This is a genomic window from Paracoccus maritimus (assembly GCF_025195095.1).
Classification (GTDB): domain Bacteria; phylum Pseudomonadota; class Alphaproteobacteria; order Rhodobacterales; family Rhodobacteraceae; genus Paracoccus; species Paracoccus maritimus.
In genome coordinates this window covers 37,842-58,284 of the sequence record NZ_JANAVZ010000008.1, presented here as the reverse complement: position 1 = coordinate 58,284, position 20,443 = coordinate 37,842, and the positions used below count along the sequence as shown (strand labels likewise).

Below are 20,443 nucleotides of genomic sequence, written 5' to 3'. Positions count from 1 at the left end.
AGATTGCGCACGCTGCGTTTCTATGTTTAAACTTATTTTACTTCTATGTCTAAAGATATTTTTCGTCAAACGCGAATCGCGGGGATGGATGCAGATGACTGTGCTGTGGGCGGAACGGGCGCTGCTGCCCGAGGGCTGGGCAGAAAATGTACTGGTGACGCTGGCGGCGGATGGGCGCATCGAATCGGTTCAGGCAGGCATGCCGCCGGACGGGCAGCGGGTGGAACTGCTGCTGCCGGCGATGGCCAATCTGCACTCGCATGCCTTCCAGCGCGCCATGGCCGGCCTGTCCGAGGCGCGCGGCCCGCATCCGCGCGACACGTTCTGGACCTGGCGGCAGATCATGTTCCGCTTTCTGGACCAGCTGACGCCCGACGACGTTCAGGCCGTCGCGGCGCTGGTCCAGATGGAGATGCTGGAAGCAGGTTACGCCACCAATGTCGAATTTCACTATCTGCACCATCAGCCTGGCGGCTCGGCCTATGCCAATCCCGCCGAGATGTCGCACCGCATCGCGGCCGCGGCCGCGCAGACCGGTATCGGGCTGACGCTGCTGCCGGTTCACTATCAGTTCGGCGGCTGCGACCGCCGTCCGCTTGGCCCCGGCCAGGCGCGCTTTGGAACCGACCCCGACGGCTTCGTCCGGCTTCTGGACGCCGCCGAAGCCGCGCTGCACGCCCTGCCCGAGGATGCCGGGATCGGGGTCGCGCCGCATTCGCTGCGCGCAGTCTCTCCCGAGGCGCTGTCGATCTGCGCCGGGCTTCGCCCCGACCGCCCGCTGCACATGCATCTGGCCGAACAGATCCCCGAGATCGAAGAGGTCAGCGCGGCCTATGGCCTGCGCCCGGTCGAATGGTTGCTGGAACATCACGCCCCCGACGCGCGCTGGACGCTGATCCATCTGACGCACATGACGACGGACGAAACCCGCCGCCTTGCCGCGACCGGCGCGGTGGCCGGGCTGTGCCCGATCACCGAAAGCAGCCTGGGCGACGGCATCTTCAACGGCACGACCTGGCGCGATGCGGGCGGCGGGCTGGGCTTTGGGTCCGACAGCAATATCCGCATCTCGATGGTCGAGGAGTTGCGGACGCTGGAATACAGTCAGCGCCTGCGCGACAACGCACGCGCCATCTTGGCGGACCCGACGCGATCGACGGGGCGCGTTCTCTATGACAGTGGACTTCAGGGCGGTGCCCGTGCCGCCGGGCGCGACACCGGTGCGATCCGGGCCGGGCTGTGGGCCGATCTGTGCGCGGTGTCGCTGCGCAATCCGGTGATGGCGGGCCGTGCGGGCGATCAGATGCTGGACAGCCTTGTCTTTGCGGGCGGCGAAGGGCTGATCGGCGATGTCTGGGCTGCCGGACGGCATGTCGTGCGCGCGGGCCGGCATCTGGACCGCGACCGCATCGTCACCGATTATCTGGACTGTATCGACAGCCTGAAGGAACGAATGTGACCGAACGCGCCCCCGGCTCGACCGCGCCCAAGGCGCAGCTGATCGCCTCCGAGGTGCGGCGCCGCATCATCGAGCGCGAATGGCGGCAGGGCCAGCGGATCCCCGATGAGGCGGATCTGGCCGTGCAGTTCGGTGCGGCGCGGGCGACCGTAAACAAGGCGCTGCAATTGCTGGCGGACGAGGGGCTGCTGGAACGACGGCGCAGGGCCGGAACCCGCGTCGCGATCGACCCCGTGCGCAAGGCGACCTTCACCATCCCGATCGTGCGCGAGCAGGTCGAAAGCGCCGGCATGGACTACGGCCATCGCGTCATCGCCCAACGCCGCAGTCCGATCCCGGCCGAGATCGCACAGCGCATCGGCCTGCCGGAAGGTCAGGTTCTGCTGCATCTGCGGGCAGTGCACTACGGTGATGGAAAACCTTTCCAGTTCGATGATCGCTGGATCAATCCGGCCGCCGTGCCGGGAATGAACGAAGTCGATTTCCGGCACGTGAACGCCAATGAATGGCTGGTTCGCAACGCGCCCTACACCCGGACCGAGATCGCCATTTCGGCCAGAAACGCCAGCGACCGGGATGCGCGGCTGCTGGACATTCCACCCCGCGAGGCAATCCTGCTGCTGCAGCGGACGACATGGAATGACAGCGGCCCGATCACGACGCTGCGCGCGGCGTTTCCCAACAGCCATGTCATGAACTCGAAGGACTGACCGTTCTGCGGCATCATTGCCTGTTTATCGGGCATGAGCGATGCCGCCTCATCCGCATTGTCTGCAAACAATTGTTCAGGATCGGCGCGCATGAGGCCGCGGCATGATCACGGATGTCTCATGCTGAAAAACCTTCTCATCGTTGTCGTCGAAGCCGATACCGTCCGGGCGCAGTCGATTGCCGAAAGTCTGGCCGAGACCGGCGACCACGACATCCGGATCGTGGCCAAACAATCCTCGCTTGCCCGGCGGGTCGCCGAACTGCGCCCTGATGTCGTCCTGATCGACATCGCCGATCCCTCGCGCGACATCCTTTAGGACTGGCGCTGGCCTGGGACCCGGCCGAACGTCCGGTCGCCATGTTCGTGGACAGGTCCAACGAACAACTGACCAGATCCGCGATCGGGGCGGGAATCTCGGCCTATGTCGTGGACGGGCTGAGACCGGACAGGATCAAGCCGATCATTGATGCCGCCGTGGCGCGGTTCCACATGCTGCAGCAACTGCGCGCCGAACTTGCCGCGACCCGCGCCGCGCTGGAGGAACGCAAGATCGTGGACCGCGCCAAGGCGGTCCTGATGAAGGCGCGCGGGATGGACGAGGCCGAAGCCTATGCCCTGCTGCGCAAGACCCCCATGGATCAGGGCAAACGCATCGGCGAGATCGCCCAGCAACTGATCACGCCCGCTGCCCAAGGCATGGCTGGAACTGGCATGGCTGGTCATGGGAACCGCCGCGCTGTTCGTGATGCTGGGCCTTTTCTATCGGGTGGCGATCATCGTCTTCACGCTGGTCTTCGCCTATTTCTTCCTGCTGGATGCGGCCGAGTATCTGAACCATTTCTACCTGGTCCTTCTTACGCGATGATCCTGTGCTGCGTGCCCGCGGCACGAATGTGGTCGCTGGATGCCTGGTCGGCACCGCGCCGGGACCGGAGGGTTCCCTATCTGTCGGTCTTCATGCTGCGCGCGCAGACCGAAATCGTGCTGATCTATGCGGGACTGGTCAAGCTGACCCCGGACTGGTTGCTGGGTCAGCCGCTGCGTCTGTGGTTGCAGGCGCGCACCGAAGGGACGTGGCTGGCACCGATGTTCCAGATGGACTGGATCATTCTTGCCGCAAGCTGGGGGGTCATCGCGCTGCATGTCCTTGGCGCGCCCCTGCTTCTGTGGCGGCGAGCCCGGCTGGCCCGCCGTCCTGCTGCGCCGCGTGACCGGCGGGCAGCCGGACGATGCCGCCTCCGACCACCCGGATCTGACGACTTCCCTGCCGCACATCGCGCTGATCGCCGTGGCGCTGTGGCTGGTGGTGCAGATCGTGCTGCCGGTCCGCGGGGCGGCCTTCAGTTCCGAACTCCGGTGGAGCGGCGACGACCACCGTTTTTCCTGGCGGATGCGGATATATGACCGGCAGGCCGTGCCAGGTCTTCATCGACCCGACGGCCGACCTTGCGCAAGACGACTGGGCCCTGTTCGGCACCGATCCCTGGGTTCTGCCGCTGAAGATCCCGGCTTGGGGGCTGCGGTCCCAGACCGATTCCGGATTCCAGACATTCGACCCTGCCGGGACGCACCGCTGACCGACCGTCTCTGCGTCATAAAATCCGTTGTCAGGTCACGGGCGCCTTCGCCAGCCCCTTGCCGAAAATCGGCCCGGTGGGCAGGTTCGTCGGCGATCCGCCTGCCGGTTCCAGGGTGATCTCGTAAAGCTGCCGTGGCGACGGCGTCGGCAGACCCTCGATGGTCAGCGTATCCGAACGTCCCGTCGAAAGCAGCCCCAGCGACACCGGAGGACCGTCGTCATCAGGCTTGGTCCAGACCTGCATCACCTGATTGGACGGCATGTCAGGCCGTTCCAGCAGCGTGATCTGCGTGGTGTTGTCACGACCGCTTTCGACCAGCGCGATCGCCTCGCCCCGGTCATCCAGCAGCACGGCGACAACGACCGGTCCGGGCTGCGACAGCACCGACCAGCCCAGAACCACGGCCAGAAGCATCGCTGCGGCCAGCCCCCCAAGCGCGGCACGGCGCCAACGGCCAACAGATTGCCGCAGCGTGTCGAGGTCGATCAGGTTGTCCGGCGCGGCTTTCGCCTGGGGAACATGCTGTTCCGGCGCGTCCAGCCGCGCCTCGACCCTAGCCCAAAGCCCGTCCGGCAAAGACAGGACATCGGCCGTGTCATCCAGCGCCCCGAACCGTTGCCGCGCCTGGTCAAGTCTTGCGGCGACATCGGGATCCTGACGCGCCAGCTCCTCGAGGCGCGCGATATCGGCGTCCCCGGCCAGGCCAAGGACGACCTCATCGATCAACAGATCAAGAGATCGGTCCGTCATGACAGACACTCCCTCAGCTTCAAAAGACCCCGTCGCACCCATGACTTCACCGAACCCAGCGGCGCGCCCAGATGTCCCGCAATCTCTCCGTGGCTGTAGCCCAGCACGTAGGACGACAGGATGGCGCGGCGCGTTCCGGGCTCTAACGACTGAAGGCATTGACGCAGGTCAGATGTCGTCCCCAGCCTTTCGAAGGCCTCATCCAGAATGGTCTGGTGCGTCGTGTCGTCCAGCACCTCGCCCAGTGTGCCCGGCGATACCGGAACTTCGCGATCTTCGCGGCGCAGCATCGTCAGGCAACGATTGCGAAGGATCGCATAGACCCAGCCCTTGGCACTGCCGCGGGTTTCGTCGAACTGATGGGCCTTTCGCCAGATCAGCACCAGACTTTCCTGCAGCGCATCTTCGGCAAGATCTGCGCGACGCAACATGCGCCTTGCCACGCCCAGCATTCGCCCGCCCTCGGCAAGCATCAGCTGCTGCAGCGCAGATTTGTCGCCGTCAGCACAGGCCTTCAGCAAGGATGCATGATCGGTCACGAAATGGCCTGCCTTCCCCGCCATGCTGATTACATTTGTGCCACGGCTAAGGCGCATCGGGCGATCTGTCAAACCCGTCGGGTCCGGGTGCGACCGCGCGATGCGACCTGCCCGTGATAACATTACCGCGAGTGGCTGGCGCGCAGTACCGCGCCGCGCCAGCCGAACACTCTTGAACCGTTACATTGCGGTCATGAACGTGATGTCGCGCAGTTCCGCGCCGTCGGCATCCTGGATATCCCAGCTTTCCTGCACGCTGCCATCTTCAAGCGACACGGTGTGCAGCTTCCCGCCCGCGGCAAGCCATGCCGTGTTCGCGCCCTCGGCGTCGGTCGCGATGTCGAAGGCATAGCTGCCTGCACCCTCGATCCCCAGCTTGCCGATGGCGGCCAGAGTTCCGTCGTTCGGCGAAGTCTGCTGGATCAGCGCGACAATGGTGCTGTCGATATCATACATCGCGGTCGATTCCGGCTTGCCGTGGGAATTGATATAGGCAGCGGCAACGATGGCCGGGGCTTCGCCCGCATGCATGTCCTCGGCTTCGAATTCCAGCGAACCGTCAACCGTGACAGCGCCGCTTTCGATGTCCACACGATGATTCGTGGTGCCCGACATGAAGCGCAACTTGTCGGCCATCGGATTGAAATCCACGATCACCGGCGCATCGCCTTCGATCGGCAGTTCGGTATCCATGGTAGAGATCACCGTGGCCGCGCCGGTTTCCGGATCGATTTCGACAATTTCGAAAGCGTCGGTGACGCCGATCAACTGCCCGGTCGCAGGACGCAGATCGACGCCCAGAAGCTTGTCCACACCCTCGACATCCATCGTGGCTTTGACCGTCGCGGTCGCCGCATCGATATGATGCAGGGTCTTGTCGCCGGAAAGGCCGATGGCCATCGTGCCGGCCTTCATTTCTGCCATTGCGCCGGTTGCGGATACGGCGACGATCGCCGTCGCGGTCAGCAAAGGAATATTCTTGAACATGATATGTCCTTTCATGGGCTTGGCCGCGGTCTTTCCGCAGCCTTCATGTCCTGAAGACTCGAAGAGGCGTGCGTTTGGATGCAGGACAGCATATTATTTTTTTCGAAGCGCCTACCCAGGACGGCGATCGCGACTGTGGCAAACAGGCCGGCGCCCGGCTAGTATCGGCCAAGCCCAGCGCTTGCGCAGCCCGGCTTTCGCTTGCGTCAAGCATCACGTTCGACAGGCCGAGATGACAGATCACTCATGCGTCAGCGCTGTCCCGCAGCAACCGCTGCATATTCTTTTCGTCGAGGACGACGCACGTCTCAGCGCGTTCCTGCAGCGATACTTCACCGATCAGGGGTTCGTCGCGCGGACCGCCTCCGACGGGACCGGAATGCAGCTTGCACTGGCCGAAAGGCAGTTCGACGTCGTCGTTCTGGATATCGGACTGCCCGGACGCGATGACGGCTATTCGCTGGCCCGAAAGCTTGGCCGCAGCAAGGATATGGGGATTATCTTCCTGTCCGCCCGGCAAGAGGCGCTGGACCGCATCGTGGCGCTGGAGATCGGGGCGGATGATTTTCTGGTCAAGCCCTTCGAGCCGCGCGAATTGCTGGCCCGGGTCCGGGCGGTACTGCGACGTCTGCCGGACGAGCGTGCCCCTGCCGAAGATGCGGATCGGGCCGCGCCCCCCGGCCGCAGCGTCACGTTCGACGGCTATGTCCTGGACCTGGGCGCGCGTACCCTGCAGCGCCCGGATGGGATTGCGATGCCGCTGACCACCCATGAGTTCAATCTGCTCAGTGCACTGGCGCAGCGTCCCGGTCGCGCGCTGAGCCGCGATCAGCTTCTGGATCTGACGGCGGGCAGGGCGTGGTCGCCCTATGATCGGTCAATCGACATGATGATCGCCAAGCTGCGCCGCAAGATCGGCGATACGGGGCCGAACCCGCGCCGCATCCGCACCATTCGCGGCACCGGCTACATGTTCTCGCCCGAGCCCTGACCGGGCTTCAGGCACGGCAACTCGAGAATTGCGCGCGCCCCGCCGCCGGCGGCGTTGACCAGACGAAAATCACCGCCACCCATCAGCGCCATCTGCTGGATCATCGGCAGACCAAGTCCTGTGCCGTCGGGCTTGGTGGTGAACATCGGCTCCAGCGCGTGTTCCAGTGCGTCAGGACCAAGCCCCCTGCCGTCATCCTGCACTGTCAGCCGGGCATAGTCGCTGCCGCGCCAGACATGTTCCAGAACGATGGTGGCGGACCCGGTGCCGCCGGTCGCATCACGCGCGTTGATCAGAAGATTGACCACGGCGGTCTCCATCTGGCCGGGATTGACCGGCGCCAGCAGCGGCTGATCGGGCAAGCCGACCGTCAGGGTCATTTCCGCACACAGGCTGCGGCGCAGCATGTCGGTAGGCCCGGAAACCAGGGACCGCAGATCGACGGGCGGACCCGACATCGGCCGGGCACGGGCAAACCCCAGCAGCCGCGCGACCAGCGTCTCGGCGGTCTGCACAGCCTCAAGCGCGTCCTGCGCATAGGGTTTCAGGGCGTCCGCCTTGTGCAGCCTTTCGTCAAGCACAGACAGGTTCGCCTGAATGACGGCCAGCATGTTGCGGAAATCATGGGACAGGCCGGCGGCAAGGCGCGAGGTCGTCTCAAGCTGCCGGATCTGGACAAGCTCGCGTTCCGCCCGCGCCTTCCCGCGGCGAAGATCGGCAAGCTGGAAACAGCGGTCCAGCGATTGCATCAGCTCGTCCAGAAAGAAGGGCTTGCGCAAATAGTCATATGCCCCCGCCTTCAGCGCCGCCACGGCGCTGTCCACCGAGGCATATGCGGTCATCAGCATCAGGATCAGTCCGGGCGCGGCAGCCCGCATCCTGGCGGCCAGTTCGGTGCCGTCCTCGGGGCCGATCCGGATGTCCAGCAGAACGATCTCGATCTGGCCATCCGCCAGCTCGGCCATCGCCGCGGCGCCGTCATGGGCGATCCTGCAGGCGATCCCTTCCAGGGCCAACGCCCTTGAGGTCGCGGTCGCGAAATCTGGATCGTCATCCACGATCAGGATCTGCCTCGGGGCGGCGACGGGATTCATGGCTGCTCGACGATGCTGAGTCTCATGGATGTTCCACCCGGTCCGGTGCGTTCGATCCAGGCATCGCCACCATGCATCTGGGCGACCCGCCGGACCAGCGGCAGACCAAGGCCGACCCCGGCCGCCTTGGTCGTCACCAGCGGGTCAAAGGCCCGCGCGCTGATCTCGGGCGGCAGTCCCGCGCCGTTGTCTTCGACCTCGATGATCGCGCGCCCCGCCTCGCGAAAGGCGCGCAGCACGATCGCGGGGCGTTGCGCGCGGTCAACCTCGGCCTCGGCTGCCTGCCAGGCATTCTCGATCAGGTTGCGGATCGCGAATTGCAGACGCGCGGGATCGCAGCGCAACATCATGCCCGGTTGCACCTCAAGCGTGATCACGGCGCGTTCGGGATGTTCCGCTGCCAGCGCAGCAAGCCAGCCTTGCATCTCGACAGAGACAGTCTCGTGTGCCCCCTGTCGGGCAAAATCCAGGAGGATGTCGATGATCCTGCTGCAGCGGCCGATATTGCGCCGGATGCGGGCGACATCCTCTTCCGCCTCGGCGCCAAGTCCCGGGCTGCGCGACAGCACCTCGACCGAACTGGTGATCGTGCCCAGCGGGTTGCGCAACTCGTGGCTGATCATCGCGGCGACCTCGCCCACGGCGGCAAGACGCTGGCGGATCGCCAGCTCGCGCTGGGTCGATCCCAGACGCCGCAAGGCATCCAGCAGGTTTTCCTCGGTCAGGCGACGCCGCTCGTTCGCCAGCACTGCCCAGAAGGCCAGCAGCGCCATCAGAGGTGCCGCGGCCAGGAAGAACGAAACCGTCTGTTCGGGGCTGCGCAGCCAGACCGACATGTAGCGGGCTGCCAGATACAGGCATCCCGCCAGCGCCATCAGCAGCAGGAACATGGCGACCACTTGCCAGATCCGGGGCCAAAGCCGGGGTGACACGCGATGCAGGCGAACCGCGCCGTCCTCGGATTGCGACATCTCTGTTCCGGCCGGACGCGACCGTTTGCAGAAATCCCGGCAATGCGGTTCAAGACTGCAGCACAGCGAACAGATTGGCCGCTCATAGAACGTGCAATAGGCCATGTCCGGTGTCGCATAGCTGTGGCTGCAAATCGCGCAGGCATGTTGCTGGCCGGCACCCAGATCGCTTGGCGGACGCGCGATATAGCCCTTGCCGCGTCGCAACACCCCGATCGCCGTCGCCACGATAAGCGCGACCAGCGATGCGATCGGCGCCGACCAAGCCTGCAGCAGCGGCCCCCCGCCGCCCAGATACAGCGCCAGCCCGGCCAGTCCGCCGACGGCCATTCCACCGCAACCGACCGGATTCAGATCGGGCAGATAGGCACGCCGGAATTCAAGATGAGAGGGACTTAGCCGAAGCGGTTTCAGGATCGCCAGATCCGCAAACAGCGCCCCCAGCCAAGCCAGCGCTAGGTTGGCATAGATGGCCAACACCGCCTCGAGCGTCGAAAAGACCCCCATCATCATCAGCGTCAGGCTGATCGCGACATGCATCAGCAGCCAGACCAGACGGCCGGGATGATAGCGCATGACCCGCAGCAGGAAATTCGACTGCGCCAGCGATCCCGCATAGGCGTTGGTCACATTGATCTTGATCTGCGCGACCAACACATAGGCCGTCGCTACCAGCAATGCCGTCTGCGGCCCGAACAGATATTCATAGGCGTGCCAGAACATGCTGATCGGCTCGACCGCGGCTTCGTGCGCCACGCCGTTCCCGATGGCCAGCCATGCCAGGAAGCTGCCCATCAGGATCTTGGTGCCGCCAACCAGGATCCAGCCCGGCCCGGCCAGGATCAGCGCACCCCACCAGCGCAGGCGCGTCGTCGTCTCGCGAGGCGGTAGAAAGCGCAGGTAGTCGACCTGCTCGCCAATCTGCAGGGTCAGAGCGCACAGTACGCCGACCGCCGCGCCAAGCGACAGCAGGCTCAGTTCCGGGCCGGGCGCGGCCAGCCAGCGCGAGGCGGCATCGGGATCGGCCCACGCAATCGCCGCGAAGGGCAGCAGCGCCAGCACGATCCACGGCAATTGCGTGGCCATCTGAAAGCGGGATATCGCGGTCATGCCCCTGGACGCGACCGGCAGGACCACCAGTGCCGACAGCAGGTACCCGACAGGCAGCGGCAACCCGAAACAGACCAGAAGCGCCTGAGCGATGATCACGCCTTCCAGCGCGAAGAAGATGATCGTGTAGGTGGCATAGATCAGCGAGGTGATGATCGACCCGATATAGCCGAAACCCGCGCCACGGGTCAGCAGGTCCAGATCCACGTTGGCCCGCGCGACGTGATAAGCGATGGGCAGGCTGGTGACGAAGATGAAGACCGAGACCAGCAGCACCGCGACCACGGTGGTTTGAACGCCCCAGGATATCGTCAGCGCAGCGCCGATCGCCTCCAGCGCCAGGAACGAGATCCCGCCCAAGGCGGTGTGGGTGATCGTCGCAGGCGTCCAGCGCCGGTGGCTGGCCGGGGCATAGCGCAGCGCATAGTCCTCGATGGTCTCGTCGGCGACCCAGGATTGATAGCTGCGCGGCGCGGGTTCCAGGCCGGGAAACCCGCCGCTGGATCGCGGCCCGCCGCCATCACCGCCCGTCGCGTTCGTGATCGTCATCCCCTGCCCCCGGATCGCCGCGCGACTGACCCGCCCTTCGCGGCAGGACCGATCATCGCCGCATAAGCCATGCGCGGCCGACCGGTAGACTAGCCGCGTTGTCGCCTCCTGTGAATTGTCGAAACCGTCAGGGTCCATGTAATCGATTGTAATTTCTTGATTACACAAAATTACAAAACTGCTCCGTTCGGCATGTATGACGATTACATGAAGCGGGCAGGCTGATCCCGAGGATCGGCCGGCCACGCATGGCACCGGCCGCCCGAAACAGGGAGGATGAGATGCCAAAGACCGTATTCGAGGTGGATCTGAGCAAGGCGCCCGAAGAGGCCGCCATCAAGACACATAACCGTTGGCACCCGGACATTCCGATGGTCGAGACCTTCAAGACCGGAGAGGTTCTGCGTGTCGAATGCTATGACTGGACCGGCGGGCAGGTCGGCAACAATGAAAGTGCCAACGACATCCGGGACGTCGATCTGACGCGCGTCCACTATCTTTCCGGCCCCTTCGCGTTCGAGGGCGCCGAGCCGGGCGACCTGCTGGTCGTGGACATCCTGGACATCGGCGCCAAGGACGATTCGCGCTGGGGTTTCAACGCGCTGTTCGCCAAGGAAAACGGCGGCGGCTTCCTGACCGAGCATTACCCCGAAGCGGTCAAGTCCTGCTGGGATTTCGAAGGGATCTATGCCCGATCGCGCCACGTCCCCGGCGTGCGCTATCCCGGCCTGATCCATCCCGGCCTGATCGGCTGCCTGCCCGACCACAAGCTGCTGGCCGAGGCCAACCGGCGCGAGGCGGCGCTGATCGCCACCGACCCCGACCGCGTGCCGCCGCTGGCCTGCCCGCCGGACCCGTCAACCGCGCTGATGGGCCAGATGTCGGGCAGCACGGCCGAGGCCGCCGCGAAAGAGGCGTGGCGCACCGTGCCGCCCCGCGAACATGGCGGCAATTGCGACATCAAGAACCTGTCGCGCGGATCCAAGGTCTATTTCCCCGTCTATGTTAAGGGCGGCGGGCTTTCGATGGGCGACATCCACTTCAGTCAGGGCGACGGTGAAATCACCTTCTGCGGCGCCATCGAGATGGCTGGATGGATCGACATCAAGGTGGACGTCATCAAGGACGGGATGTCGAAATACGGCGTCACCAACCCGATCTTCCGCCCCTCGCCCATCGACCCGCATTTCGACGACTACCTGATCTTCGAAGGCATCTCGGTCGATGAACATACCGGCGAGCAGTATTATCTGGATGCGCATGTGGCCTATCGCCGGGCCTGCCTGAACGCGATCGAGTATCTCAAGAAGTTCGGCTATTCAGGTGAACAGGCCTACATGATCCTGGGCACCGCCCCGGTCGAGGGACGCATCGCCGGGATCGTCGATATTCCCAACGCCTGCGCAACGCTGGCGATACCGACCGCGATCTTCGACTTCGACATCCGACCCAATGCTGACGGGCCGAAACGATCCGTCCCCGAAGTGTCCGTCGCGCGAACAAGCTGACAGCCCCCTTCGCCCCGTCCCCTCTGGGGCGGGGCCCCAACACGGAGCCATGCGTCATGTTGCTTGGATTTCTTCTGTTTTATGTGGGTGCGGTGCTGTTTCTCAACGGGCTCTGGCTCATGGATCGCATCCAGGACCGCGAGATCGTGGTCATCAACATCGTCTCGGGTCTGGTCGCGGCGGGTGTCGTCATCCAGGGCGCGTTCGGATCAGATGCCGGGATCCAAAGCGTGCGCGCGGCGGCGCTGACGCTAATGTTCGCCACCACCTATCTGTGGGTGGCCTATAACCGCCTGGTGGCCGTGGATGGACGCGGGCTGGGCTGGTTCAGCCTGTTCGTCGCCATCACCACCGTTCCCGTGTTCCTGCGCGGCATATCCGGAGCCCAGTCGATGACCGAGGTCTGGCTTGCTGGCAACTGGCTGATCTGGGGCGTGCTGTGGTTCATGTATTTTCTGCTGCTGGCCTTGGGACGACCGATCCTGCGGCAAACTGCCTGGGTCACGCTGATTGCCGGTATCGTCACCGGCTGGCTGCCCGGCTTCCTGCTTCTCGATGGACTGCTGTAAGGAGATCCGCCATGCCGGTCTATGACTTTCAATGCCCCGATCACGGCGTCTTCACAGGCCTTGTCAGCTATGCAAACAGCCTGTCGGGTCTGGAATGCCCCTGCTGCGGTGCCGCTAGCCCGGTGCTGCCGGCCCTGCCGCAGATCAGCACCCTGTCCAGCGCCCTGCGCCGGGCGGAGAACCGCGCCGAGGCGACATCCTGCGAGCCCAAGGTCGTCAAGCGGTCGCATCTGCCAAGCTGTGGGTGCAATCTTTGCAAGAAGGCCACACCGCCGACCTCGCGCCGCTGGATGCTGGGACAGTGCTAGGCCCGCGTCCGGCCGCGTGGACAGGATCGCGTCGCCGTCGCGGAATGTGTGAATTCTGCCTGCCATGCGCGTGATCGAAAACGGTTCCCGCAGCGTCGCAACAGATCTGCGGCATGCGATGGACCGCGTATCGTAGGCGCCGCCCCGACGGGGCGGCGCTTGCGCGCCCGGCAGCAGCAGCCGCCGTTCGGCGACAAGGATCAGACCGCCGCTGACTCGCGCGCGGCCTTTCTGCGGGCCACGCGCGCCCGGATCGCATCGAGATCGGTCACCGGGGTCGCCGCGAACAGCTGTTGCGTATAGGGGTGCGTCGGATTGGAGAAAATCTGATCGCGCGACGCCTGTTCGACGGCCTCGCCCTTTGAAATCACCATCACCTCGTCGGCGATATAGCGCACGACCGACAGATCATGGCTGACGAACACATAGGTCAGGCCCATCTCGTCCTGCAGATCGGCCAGCAGGTTCAGGACCTGCGCCTGAACCGACAGGTCCAGCGCCGAGACAGGCTCATCCAGCACCAGTAGTGACGGATTCAGCATCAGCGCCCGCGCAATCGCGATCCGCTGCCGCTGCCCGCCCGAGAACATGTGCGGATAGCGGTTGTAGTGCTCGGGCATCAGCCCGACCTTCTGCAACATCGCCTTGGCGCGGTCGCGGCGCTCTGCGGCAGGGGTGTCGGTGTTGATGATCAGCGGCTCGGTCAGCACGTCGCCGATCTTCTGGCGCGGGTTCAGGCTGCCATAGGGGTTCTGAAAAACCATCTGGACCTTGGACCGCATTTCCGGGCCTGGCCGTTTCGCGGCGATGTCCACGGGGTGTCCGTCGATCAGCAATTCACCGCCCGAAGGTGCGTCGATCAGCGCAACGATCCGCGCCAGCGTCGATTTGCCGGATCCGGATTCCCCGACAATGGCCAGCGTCTTGCCCTTCTGGACACTGAAATCGATCCCCTTGACCGCGCGAACGGTCTTGGCGCGGCGCATCATGCTGCCCGGAACGTGATAGTCCTGAACGATGGCGCGTCCTTCGACGACAGGGGTCATCGCACGGCCTCCTCTTGGAAAAAGTCCGCCACGGTGGGCAGACGGTCGCCGGTCGCATGCTCGGGCAGTGCCGACAGCAGCGCGCGGGTATAGGCGCTTTGCGGATTCTCGAACAGGCTGAGAACGTCGGCCTCTTCCATCTTGCGACCCTTGTATTGCACCACGACGCGGTCGGCGGTTTCGGCCACGACGCCCATATCATGGGTGATCAGGATCAGGCCCATGCCGTAATCCTCTTGCAGGCTCATCAGCAGATCCAGGATCTGTTTCTGGATGGTCACGTCAAGCGCCGTCGTGGGTTCGTCCGCGATCAGAAGTCGTGGATTGCTGGCGATGGCGATGGCGATCATCACCCGCTGACACTGCCCGCCCGACATCTGGTGCGGATAGGATTTCAGCTTTTCTTCCGGCTCTGGAATGCCGACCGACTGGAACAGGTCCAGCGCGCGTTCGCGGGCCGCCTTGCCCGACAGGCCCAGATTGATGCGCAGCACCTCTTCGATCTGGAAGCCGACCGTGAAGGACGGGTTCAGCGAGGCGACGGGTTCCTGGAAGATCATCGTGATCTCGCGCCCGATCAGGCGGCGTCGCTGCGCTGTGGTCATGGCCAGCATGTCCTGACCGTCATAGGTCATCTCGTCGGCGGTGACGGTGGCGGTGTCGGGCAGAAGCCCCATCACCGCCAGCATCGACACCGACTTGCCCGACCCGGATTCGCCCACGATGGCCAGAACCTCGCTACGGTCCACGGACACGTCGATGCCGTCCACGGCGGTGAAGCTGCCGGTGGCCGTCGCAAACTTGACGGTCAGGTTTCGGATGGTCAGCAATGCCATGGCTCAGCTCCGCTTCAGTTTCGGATCAAGCGCGTCGCGAAGACCGTCGCCCATCATGTTGATCGCCAGAACCGAGACCAGGATCGCCAGGCCGGGGAATGTCACGACCCACCATGCACGCAGGATGAATTCGCGCGCCTCGGCCAGCATCGTGCCCCATTCCGGCGCGGGCGGCTGCGCGCCCATGCCCAGAAAGCCCAGGGCCGCGGAATCCAGCACCGCCGCCGAAAACGACAGCGTGGCCTGCACGATCAGCGGCGCAAGGCAGTTGGGCAGGATGGTCTTGAACATCAACCGGATGTTTCCGGCACCGGCCACGCGGGCGGCGGTGACATATTCGCGCCGCATCTCGCCCATCACGGCGGCGCGGGTCAGGCGCGCGAAATGCGGCTGATAGACGATGGCGATGGCGATCATCGCGTTGGTCAGTCCCGGCCCAAGGACCGCGACCAGCACCAGCGCCAGCAACAGCGACGGGAATGCCAGGATCACGTCCATCACCCGCATGATCAGCGCATCGACCCAGCCACGGAAGAAGCCCGCGATCAGACCGATGAAGATGCCGCCGAACAGGGCGATCGAGACGACGACGATACCGATGAACAGCGAATACTGCGCCCCGAAGATCAGGCGCGACAGCATGTCCCTGCCCACAGCATCGGTGCCCAGCAGGAACTCGGCCCGCCCGCCTTCCTGCCAGACGGGCGGCAACAGCAGCGCGTCGCGATACTGGGCGGTCGGATCATGCGGTGCCAGAACAGATGCGAAGACCGCAGTCAGCACCAGCAGGATGAAGACGAACAGACCGGCGACGGCACCACGGTTCTGGCGGAAATAGAACCAGAACTCGGCCAGCATCTGGCGGCGGATCGCGGCAGTCGAAAGTTCTGCGGTATTGCTCATGACGCGCGGATCCTTGGGTTGATGAGGCCATAGGTCAGATCGACCAGCAGGTTGACGATCATGACCATGCCCGCGATCAGCAGCAGGCCGGATTGCACCACCGGATAGTCACGGCGCGAAATCGAATCGATCATCCATTTACCGATGCCAGGCCAGCTGAAGATCGTCTCGGTCAGGATCGCGCCAGCCATCAGCACGCCAATCTGCAGACCGATGGTGGTCACCACCGGGATCATCGCGTTGCGCAGCGCGTGGACACCGATCACCCGGCGCGATGGCATGCCCTTGGCCCGCGCGGTGCGAACATAATCCTCGCCCATCACCTCCAGCATGGCCGACCGTGTCTGACGTGCGATCACGGCCAGCGGAATCGTCGCCAGCACGACCGAAGGCAGGATCAGGTGACTGACCGCCGAGATGAAGGCGCCCTGCTGTCCCGACAGCAGGCTGTCGATCAGCATGAAGCCGGTCACCTGCGGAAAGAAATACATCAGGCTGATCCGGCCCGAGACCGGCGTCCAGCCAAGAAAGCCGGAAAAGAAGATGATCAGCAGCAGGCCCCACCAGAAGATCGGCATCGAGAACCCGACCAGCGCGGTGGTCATCGAGACCTGATCGAACCAACTGCCGCGCTTGATCGCGGCCAGGACACCGACTGGAACACCGACCAGCGTGGCGATCAGGATGGCACACAGCCCCAGTTCCAGGGTCGCAGGGAACAGCGCCAGGAACTCGGTCAGGACCGGTTTCTTGGTAACCAGCGAATTGCCGAAATCCCCGTGCAGCAAGCGCCAGAGAAAATCGAGATACTGCATCACCACCGGCTTGTCGAAGCCAAGTTGTGCGCTGAGTTCGGCGTGACGTTCGGGCGAGACGCCGCGTTCGCCGGCCATCAGCAGCACCGGATCGCCCGGCAGGATGCGGACGAAGCCGAAGGCGATGATGGTGATCCCCAGGAAGGTCGGGATCAGATACAGCAGCTTTGCGAGGAGGAAACGGACCATGTGCCTCTTTCCTTTGAGAACGCGCGGGTCTGTGGCCCGCGCGTTCGTCTGTCGACCAATGTAACGCGGACGGGCTTACTCAGCCAGATCCACGTCCTCGAAGGTGAAATCGCCAAGCGGGCTCATCTTGAAGCCCGAAACCTTGGTCGACATCGGCACATACTGGGTCGAATGCGCGATGGTCAGCCACGGGGCCTGTTCCTTGAAGATGACCTGCGCCTGTTCATACAGGTCGGTCCGTTCGGCCTGATCCGCGGTCACCTTGGCCTGCTGCAGCAGATCCGAGAACTCCTCGTTGCACCAGAATGCGCGGTTCGCGCCGCCTTCCTTGGCGGAATCGCAGGACAGCAGAACCGACAGGAAGTTGTCCGGGTCGCCGTTGTCGCCGGTCCAGCCCAGGATCACCGCGCCGTCACGACCGGCCTCCATCGACTTGGCCAGATACTCGCCCCATTCGTACGAGACGATATTGGCGCTGACGCCGACCTTGGACAGGTCCTCCTGCATCAACTCGGCGGTGCGGCGGGCGTTGGGCATGTAGGGACGCTGAACGGGCATCGCCCAGATGTTCATCGACAGATCGGTGACGCCCTCTTCCTCCAGCATGGCCTTGGCGGCCTCGGGATCGTAGGGATCGTCCTCGATGCTGTCGTTATAGGACCACATGGTGGGCGGGATCGGGTTCTTGGCGGGTTCGGCTGCGCCCTGGAACACCGCGTCGATGATGGCCTCCTTGTTGATGGCCATGTTCAGCGCCTTGCGGACCTTCGGATTGTCGAAGGGTTCGACCGTGGTGTTGTAGGCCAGATAACCCACGTTCAGGCCGGGCTGTTCGTCCAGTTTCAGACTGTCATCCGAGCGGATCGATTCCAGGTCGGCCGGCGAAGGATAGGGCATCAGGTGGCATTCACCGGCCTTCAGCTTCTGCAGACGAACCGAGGAATCGGGCGTGATCGCGAAGACCAGATCGTCGATCAGCGGCGCGTCGCCCCAGTAATCGGCGTTCTTCTGGTAGCGGATGACCGCGTCCTTCTGGTAGGCGACGAACTTGAACGGACCGGTTCCGATCGGCAGGTTGTTCAGGTCTTCCTTGGCGCCCGCCTCTTCCAGCGTGTCGGCATATTCCTTGCTGACGATGGACGCGAAGGGCATGGCGATGTTGGCCAGGAACGGTGCTTCGGGCTGGTTCAGCGTGATCTTGACGGTGTAGTCGTCGATCTTCTCGACCGACTTCACCAGGTTCGGCATGTCCATCGAGGTATAGTATTCGTAGGTGATGCCGGGGATATACTGGTGCCACGGATGGTCGGGGTCGCCCTGACGCTCGAACGAGAAGACCACGTCATCGGCGTTGAAATCGCGGGTCGGGGTGAAGCGGTCATTGGACTGCCATTTCACGCCCTCGCGCAGGTGGAACGTGTATTCCGTTCCATCCTCGGACACGTCCCAGCTTTCTGCCAGGCCGGGCTCGACCTCGGTCGTGCCCTTCTTGAACTCGGTCAGGCGGTTATAGATCGGGTGGGCCGAGGCGTCGAAGGTCGTGCCTGCGGTATAGGGCGAGGGATCGAACCCCTCGGGCGAGGCTTCCGAGCAATAGACAAAGGTCTTTGCTTCGGCCACGGCGGTGGTCAAAGCCAGCGCCGAAACGGCCAGCAGGCTGCGGGACAGATATTTCATGCGAATGATCCTTTTCGCTCTCTGTTGAACTGATGACCGCGTTGCCACCCCAGGGGAGATTCGCGGTGCGTATTGATTAGGCATATACCCGAACGGGCAGGTTGTTCCACTAGCAACGAGTTACAGGGGCGATTCCCTGCCTGATCCGCAAGCGGGATGCAAGGTCAATATTACTTACCCAAATGGACGCTCCATCGCCTCGGCCGGCGGGCTGAACCAGCGCGGGCCGTCTGCGGTCATGTGAACGATATCCTCCAGCCGGATCCCGCATTCGCCATAGACACACAGCATCGGCTCGATCGAAAACACCATGCCCGGCTTCAGCAGGGTCCGGTTGCCTTTGACGATCCATGGCTCTTCATGAATATCCAGACCAAGCCCGTGACCCGTCCGATGCGGCAGGCCGGGCACCGCATGGCCGGGACCGAACCCCGCCGCGACGATCACCTTGCGGGCTGCCGCATCCACCGCTTCGCAGGGTGCGTCATTCTGTGCGGCGGCAAAGGCGGCGGCTTGGGCCGCATGTTCAACCTGCCACAGATGCCTTTGCCGCGCGGTGGGGGTGCCGAAGACATAGCTGCGCGTGATGTCGGACTGATAGCCGTTCAACGTCCCGCCCAGGTCGATCAGCACCATGTCCCCTTCGCAAAGCGTCTGCGGGTCAGGTACGCCGTGCGGATAGGCCGTCGCCGCACCGAACTGGACCGCATGAAACAGCGGCTTCATGCCGGACGCCCGATGCGCCGCGTCGATGAACTGGCCCACCTCGGTCGTCGTGATCCCGGCACGCAACCCCGCATGAACGGCGCGCTGGACGTTCCAGCTGACATCCATCGCGGTCTGGATGATGGCGATTTCCCGAGGAGACTTGATCTGCCGCAGGCTTGCGATGATCTCGGCCGCGGAACTGACCTGGCCGTGCATCGCCGTGATCATGTGCGAGGCGAACCGGAACGGCGTCGCCGGGTCCAGCCCAAGGCCGCTGCCCGGCAGGCGTTCAAGATGCGATGCGACCAGCGCGAATGGATCTTCATCCTCTTCCCACATCAGCATCGTGCCGGGAATCTGCAGCATCGCCTCCAGCTTCGGCGCCTCGAAGACCGGCGTCAGATAGGCGGGGGGACCGTCGGCTGAAATCAGCGCGCCGTGGATACGTTCGGACTGACCCAGGCGCAGCCCGGTGAAATAGGTCAGCGAACTGGACCCGTCCAGCCAGATCGCCGCAAGGCCCGCCGCCCGGATCGCCGCCTGCAGATCGGCGAGGCGCGCCTGAAGATCGGCGACCGTGACTGGCGTCGCGCAGACCGGACGAAAGGACAGCAGGGCATTGTCCAGATCGGAATTCGGGGCGGTGGCGGCGGTTCTGTTCATGCGATCTCCTGTCCGGATGGGCTACCTATTCACGCCCGGCCATGCGGAACAAGCCCGGCGCAGCGCGGGATCGTCGGCGCCTGCCGGGGTCGGCGACCGGCATCTTGCGAAACGACCGGGCGCGGTGCCGCACGATATCCCTTGGGTTGATCGCAACCTTCGCCGGTTCGCACCCCCCGACACCGGATCAAGCGCGCGAAATTCAGCCTACGCGCTGTCCGGGCGCAAGATCGCCCATACGCCGATATGGGCCGGCCAGTTTTCGCCTGATCAATTTCAAATCAACGTCAATACATTGTTTTATATAAATAATAAAATTCCAATTTTCAAAAGCAAGACTCATGGACAGCTTCGGGAAGCCGGATCACTATCGGTTCAGGTGGAAAACATCAAAGAAACTACACGCCATGCGTGTGGCTGCTTCATGGCGTCGACGGACGCAGAATTATCCACCCAAAGTTGTTGAACAGGGAGGTTCA

At 63.9% G+C, this 20,443-nt stretch carries 19 protein-coding genes and 3 pseudogenes; 11 read left to right on the top strand and 11 right to left on the bottom strand.

The window, feature by feature from the left end; genetic code table 11:
* Window positions 1-94 precede the first annotated feature (94 nt).
* The 6 genes and pseudogenes from MU516_RS14165 (at window position 95) to MU516_RS14145 (ending at window position 3,748) form a co-directional block, all read left to right on the top strand.
* Window positions 95-1,459: a formimidoylglutamate deiminase gene (locus MU516_RS14165; RefSeq protein ID WP_260277923.1), complete on the top strand. Its 1,365-nt coding sequence runs from the start codon at window positions 95-97 to the stop codon at window positions 1,457-1,459.
* Window positions 1,456-2,169 (top strand): histidine utilization transcriptional repressor HutC, encoded by a 714-nt coding sequence (hutC, locus tag MU516_RS14160; RefSeq protein WP_260277922.1) that lies wholly within the window; start codon window positions 1,456-1,458, stop codon window positions 2,167-2,169. The genes MU516_RS14165 and hutC overlap by 4 nt, the downstream gene beginning before the upstream one ends.
* A 120-nt stretch (window positions 2,170-2,289) precedes the next feature.
* Window positions 2,290-2,858: pseudogene (locus MU516_RS14155) on the top strand (ANTAR domain-containing response regulator); the annotation flags it as partial.
* A 9-nt stretch (window positions 2,859-2,867) separates the two neighbouring features.
* Window positions 2,868-3,344: pseudogene (locus MU516_RS19475) on the top strand (HTTM domain-containing protein); the annotation flags it as partial.
* Window positions 3,313-3,516, top strand: a pseudogene (locus MU516_RS19470) (hypothetical protein); the annotation flags it as partial. The pseudogenes MU516_RS19475 and MU516_RS19470, both read left to right, overlap by 32 nt.
* A 55-nt stretch (window positions 3,517-3,571) precedes the next feature.
* A complete protein-coding gene (locus MU516_RS14145; RefSeq protein WP_260277921.1) occupies window positions 3,572-3,748 on the top strand; it encodes an HTTM domain-containing protein in 177 nt (58 codons plus the stop codon).
* 30 nt (window positions 3,749-3,778) lie between these two features.
* Here the strand turns inward: MU516_RS14145 and MU516_RS14140 are convergent, their stop codons facing one another.
* The 3 genes from MU516_RS14140 to MU516_RS14130 all read right to left on the bottom strand — a co-directional run bounded on the left by MU516_RS14140 (window position 3,779) and on the right by MU516_RS14130 (window position 5,964).
* Window positions 3,779-4,501, bottom strand: a complete 723-nt coding sequence (locus MU516_RS14140; protein ID WP_260277920.1) for an anti-sigma factor — start codon at window positions 4,499-4,501, stop codon at window positions 3,779-3,781.
* Window positions 4,498-5,064 (bottom strand): sigma-70 family RNA polymerase sigma factor, encoded by a 567-nt coding sequence (locus MU516_RS14135; RefSeq protein ID WP_260277919.1) that lies wholly within the window; start codon window positions 5,062-5,064, stop codon window positions 4,498-4,500. The genes MU516_RS14140 and MU516_RS14135 overlap by 4 nt, the downstream gene beginning before the upstream one ends.
* 156 nt (window positions 5,065-5,220) lie before the next feature.
* Window positions 5,221-5,964, bottom strand: coding sequence for a DUF4394 domain-containing protein (locus tag MU516_RS14130; protein WP_425606863.1), 744 nt, complete (start codon window positions 5,962-5,964; stop codon window positions 5,221-5,223).
* Between the two features lie 295 nt (window positions 5,965-6,259).
* On the opposite strand from MU516_RS14130, the gene MU516_RS14125 reads away from it, so the two are divergent.
* Window positions 6,260-7,018, top strand: a complete 759-nt coding sequence (locus MU516_RS14125; protein WP_260277917.1) for a response regulator — start codon at window positions 6,260-6,262, stop codon at window positions 7,016-7,018.
* On the opposite strand, the gene MU516_RS14120 is transcribed toward MU516_RS14125, so the two are convergent.
* Together MU516_RS14120 and MU516_RS14115 are read right to left on the bottom strand one after the other, a co-directional pair.
* Window positions 6,994-8,112, bottom strand: coding sequence for a sensor histidine kinase (locus MU516_RS14120; protein ID WP_260277916.1), 1,119 nt, complete (start codon window positions 8,110-8,112; stop codon window positions 6,994-6,996). The two genes, MU516_RS14125 and MU516_RS14120, sit on opposite strands and share 25 nt — an antisense overlap.
* Window positions 8,109-10,742, bottom strand: coding sequence for an ATP-binding protein (locus tag MU516_RS14115; protein ID WP_260277915.1), 2,634 nt, complete (start codon window positions 10,740-10,742; stop codon window positions 8,109-8,111). Before MU516_RS14115 ends, MU516_RS14120 begins: the two co-directional genes overlap by 4 nt.
* Before the next feature lie 281 nt (window positions 10,743-11,023).
* Here MU516_RS14115 and fmdA point away from each other — a divergent pair, with 281 nt between their 5' ends.
* The 3 genes from fmdA to MU516_RS14100 are packed head-to-tail and all read left to right on the top strand — an operon-like array spanning window position 11,024 to window position 13,127.
* Window positions 11,024-12,250 carry a formamidase gene (gene fmdA / locus MU516_RS14110; protein WP_260277914.1) on the top strand — a complete coding sequence of 409 codons (1,227 nt, stop codon included), beginning with the start codon at window positions 11,024-11,026 and terminating at the stop codon, window positions 12,248-12,250.
* Window positions 12,251-12,306: 56 nt separating this feature from the next.
* On the top strand, window positions 12,307-12,819 hold the full coding sequence (locus MU516_RS14105) for an AmiS/UreI family transporter (RefSeq protein ID WP_260277913.1): 513 nt from the start codon (window positions 12,307-12,309) through the stop codon (window positions 12,817-12,819).
* An 11-nt stretch (window positions 12,820-12,830) separates the two neighbouring features.
* On the top strand, window positions 12,831-13,127 hold the full coding sequence (locus MU516_RS14100) for an FmdB family zinc ribbon protein (RefSeq protein WP_260277911.1): 297 nt from the start codon (window positions 12,831-12,833) through the stop codon (window positions 13,125-13,127).
* 200 nt (window positions 13,128-13,327) lie between these two features.
* On the opposite strand, the gene MU516_RS14095 is transcribed toward MU516_RS14100, so the two are convergent.
* From MU516_RS14095 to MU516_RS14070, 6 genes are all read right to left on the bottom strand, one after another.
* Window positions 13,328-14,173, bottom strand: a complete 846-nt coding sequence (locus tag MU516_RS14095; protein ID WP_260277910.1) for an ABC transporter ATP-binding protein — start codon at window positions 14,171-14,173, stop codon at window positions 13,328-13,330.
* Window positions 14,170-15,009, bottom strand: coding sequence for an ABC transporter ATP-binding protein (locus MU516_RS14090; RefSeq protein WP_260277908.1), 840 nt, complete (start codon window positions 15,007-15,009; stop codon window positions 14,170-14,172). The genes MU516_RS14095 and MU516_RS14090 overlap by 4 nt, the downstream gene beginning before the upstream one ends.
* A 3-nt stretch (window positions 15,010-15,012) precedes the next feature.
* A complete protein-coding gene (locus tag MU516_RS14085) occupies window positions 15,013-15,912 on the bottom strand; it encodes an ABC transporter permease subunit (RefSeq protein ID WP_260277906.1) in 900 nt (299 codons plus the stop codon).
* Complete coding sequence (locus MU516_RS14080; protein WP_260277905.1) at window positions 15,909-16,916, bottom strand: ABC transporter permease subunit; 1,008 nt, start codon at window positions 16,914-16,916, stop codon at window positions 15,909-15,911. Before MU516_RS14080 ends, MU516_RS14085 begins: the two co-directional genes overlap by 4 nt.
* Window positions 16,917-16,991: 75 nt before the next feature.
* Window positions 16,992-18,593 (bottom strand): ABC transporter substrate-binding protein, encoded by a 1,602-nt coding sequence (locus MU516_RS14075; protein ID WP_260277904.1) that lies wholly within the window; start codon window positions 18,591-18,593, stop codon window positions 16,992-16,994.
* Between the two features lie 174 nt (window positions 18,594-18,767).
* Window positions 18,768-19,964 carry a M24 family metallopeptidase gene (locus tag MU516_RS14070; RefSeq protein ID WP_260277903.1) on the bottom strand — a complete coding sequence of 399 codons (1,197 nt, stop codon included), beginning with the start codon at window positions 19,962-19,964 and terminating at the stop codon, window positions 18,768-18,770.
* Between MU516_RS14070 and MU516_RS14065 the strand changes: the two genes are divergently transcribed.
* A complete protein-coding gene (locus MU516_RS14065; RefSeq protein WP_260277902.1) occupies window positions 19,963-20,430 on the top strand; it encodes a hypothetical protein in 468 nt (155 codons plus the stop codon). The two genes, MU516_RS14070 and MU516_RS14065, sit on opposite strands and share 2 nt — an antisense overlap.
* Window positions 20,431-20,443: the final 13 nt, after the last annotated feature.

Bases quoted from the DNA above. Each gene is read 5' to 3' on its own strand.
- MU516_RS14165 (WP_260277923.1), top strand. From the start codon at position 95: ATGACTGTGCTGTGGGCGGAACGGGCGCTGCTGCCCGAGGGCTGGGCA.
- MU516_RS14145 (WP_260277921.1), top strand. From the start codon at position 3,572: ATGACCGGCAGGCCGTGCCAGGTCTTCATCGACCCGACGGCCGACCTT.
- MU516_RS14140 (WP_260277920.1), bottom strand. From the start codon at position 4,501: ATGACGGACCGATCTCTTGATCTGTTGATCGATGAGGTCGTCCTTGGC.
- MU516_RS14135 (WP_260277919.1), bottom strand. From the start codon at position 5,064: ATGGCGGGGAAGGCAGGCCATTTCGTGACCGATCATGCATCCTTGCTG.
- MU516_RS14130 (WP_425606863.1), bottom strand. From the start codon at position 5,964: ATGGCAGAAATGAAGGCCGGCACGATGGCCATCGGCCTTTCCGGCGAC.
- MU516_RS14125 (WP_260277917.1), top strand. From the start codon at position 6,260: ATGACAGATCACTCATGCGTCAGCGCTGTCCCGCAGCAACCGCTGCAT.
- MU516_RS14120 (WP_260277916.1), bottom strand. From the start codon at position 8,112: ATGAATCCCGTCGCCGCCCCGAGGCAGATCCTGATCGTGGATGACGAT.
- MU516_RS14115 (WP_260277915.1), bottom strand. From the start codon at position 10,742: ATGACGATCACGAACGCGACGGGCGGTGATGGCGGCGGGCCGCGATCC.
- fmdA (WP_260277914.1), top strand. From the start codon at position 11,024: ATGCCAAAGACCGTATTCGAGGTGGATCTGAGCAAGGCGCCCGAAGAG.
- MU516_RS14105 (WP_260277913.1), top strand. From the start codon at position 12,307: ATGTTGCTTGGATTTCTTCTGTTTTATGTGGGTGCGGTGCTGTTTCTC.
- MU516_RS14100 (WP_260277911.1), top strand. From the start codon at position 12,831: ATGCCGGTCTATGACTTTCAATGCCCCGATCACGGCGTCTTCACAGGC.
- MU516_RS14095 (WP_260277910.1), bottom strand. From the start codon at position 14,173: ATGACCCCTGTCGTCGAAGGACGCGCCATCGTTCAGGACTATCACGTT.
- MU516_RS14090 (WP_260277908.1), bottom strand. From the start codon at position 15,009: ATGGCATTGCTGACCATCCGAAACCTGACCGTCAAGTTTGCGACGGCC.
- MU516_RS14085 (WP_260277906.1), bottom strand. From the start codon at position 15,912: ATGAGCAATACCGCAGAACTTTCGACTGCCGCGATCCGCCGCCAGATG.
- MU516_RS14080 (WP_260277905.1), bottom strand. From the start codon at position 16,916: ATGGTCCGTTTCCTCCTCGCAAAGCTGCTGTATCTGATCCCGACCTTC.
- MU516_RS14075 (WP_260277904.1), bottom strand. From the start codon at position 18,593: ATGAAATATCTGTCCCGCAGCCTGCTGGCCGTTTCGGCGCTGGCTTTG.
- MU516_RS14065 (WP_260277902.1), top strand. From the start codon at position 19,963: ATGCGATCTCCTGTCCGGATGGGCTACCTATTCACGCCCGGCCATGCG.
- MU516_RS14070 (WP_260277903.1), bottom strand. From the start codon at position 19,964: ATGAACAGAACCGCCGCCACCGCCCCGAATTCCGATCTGGACAATGCC.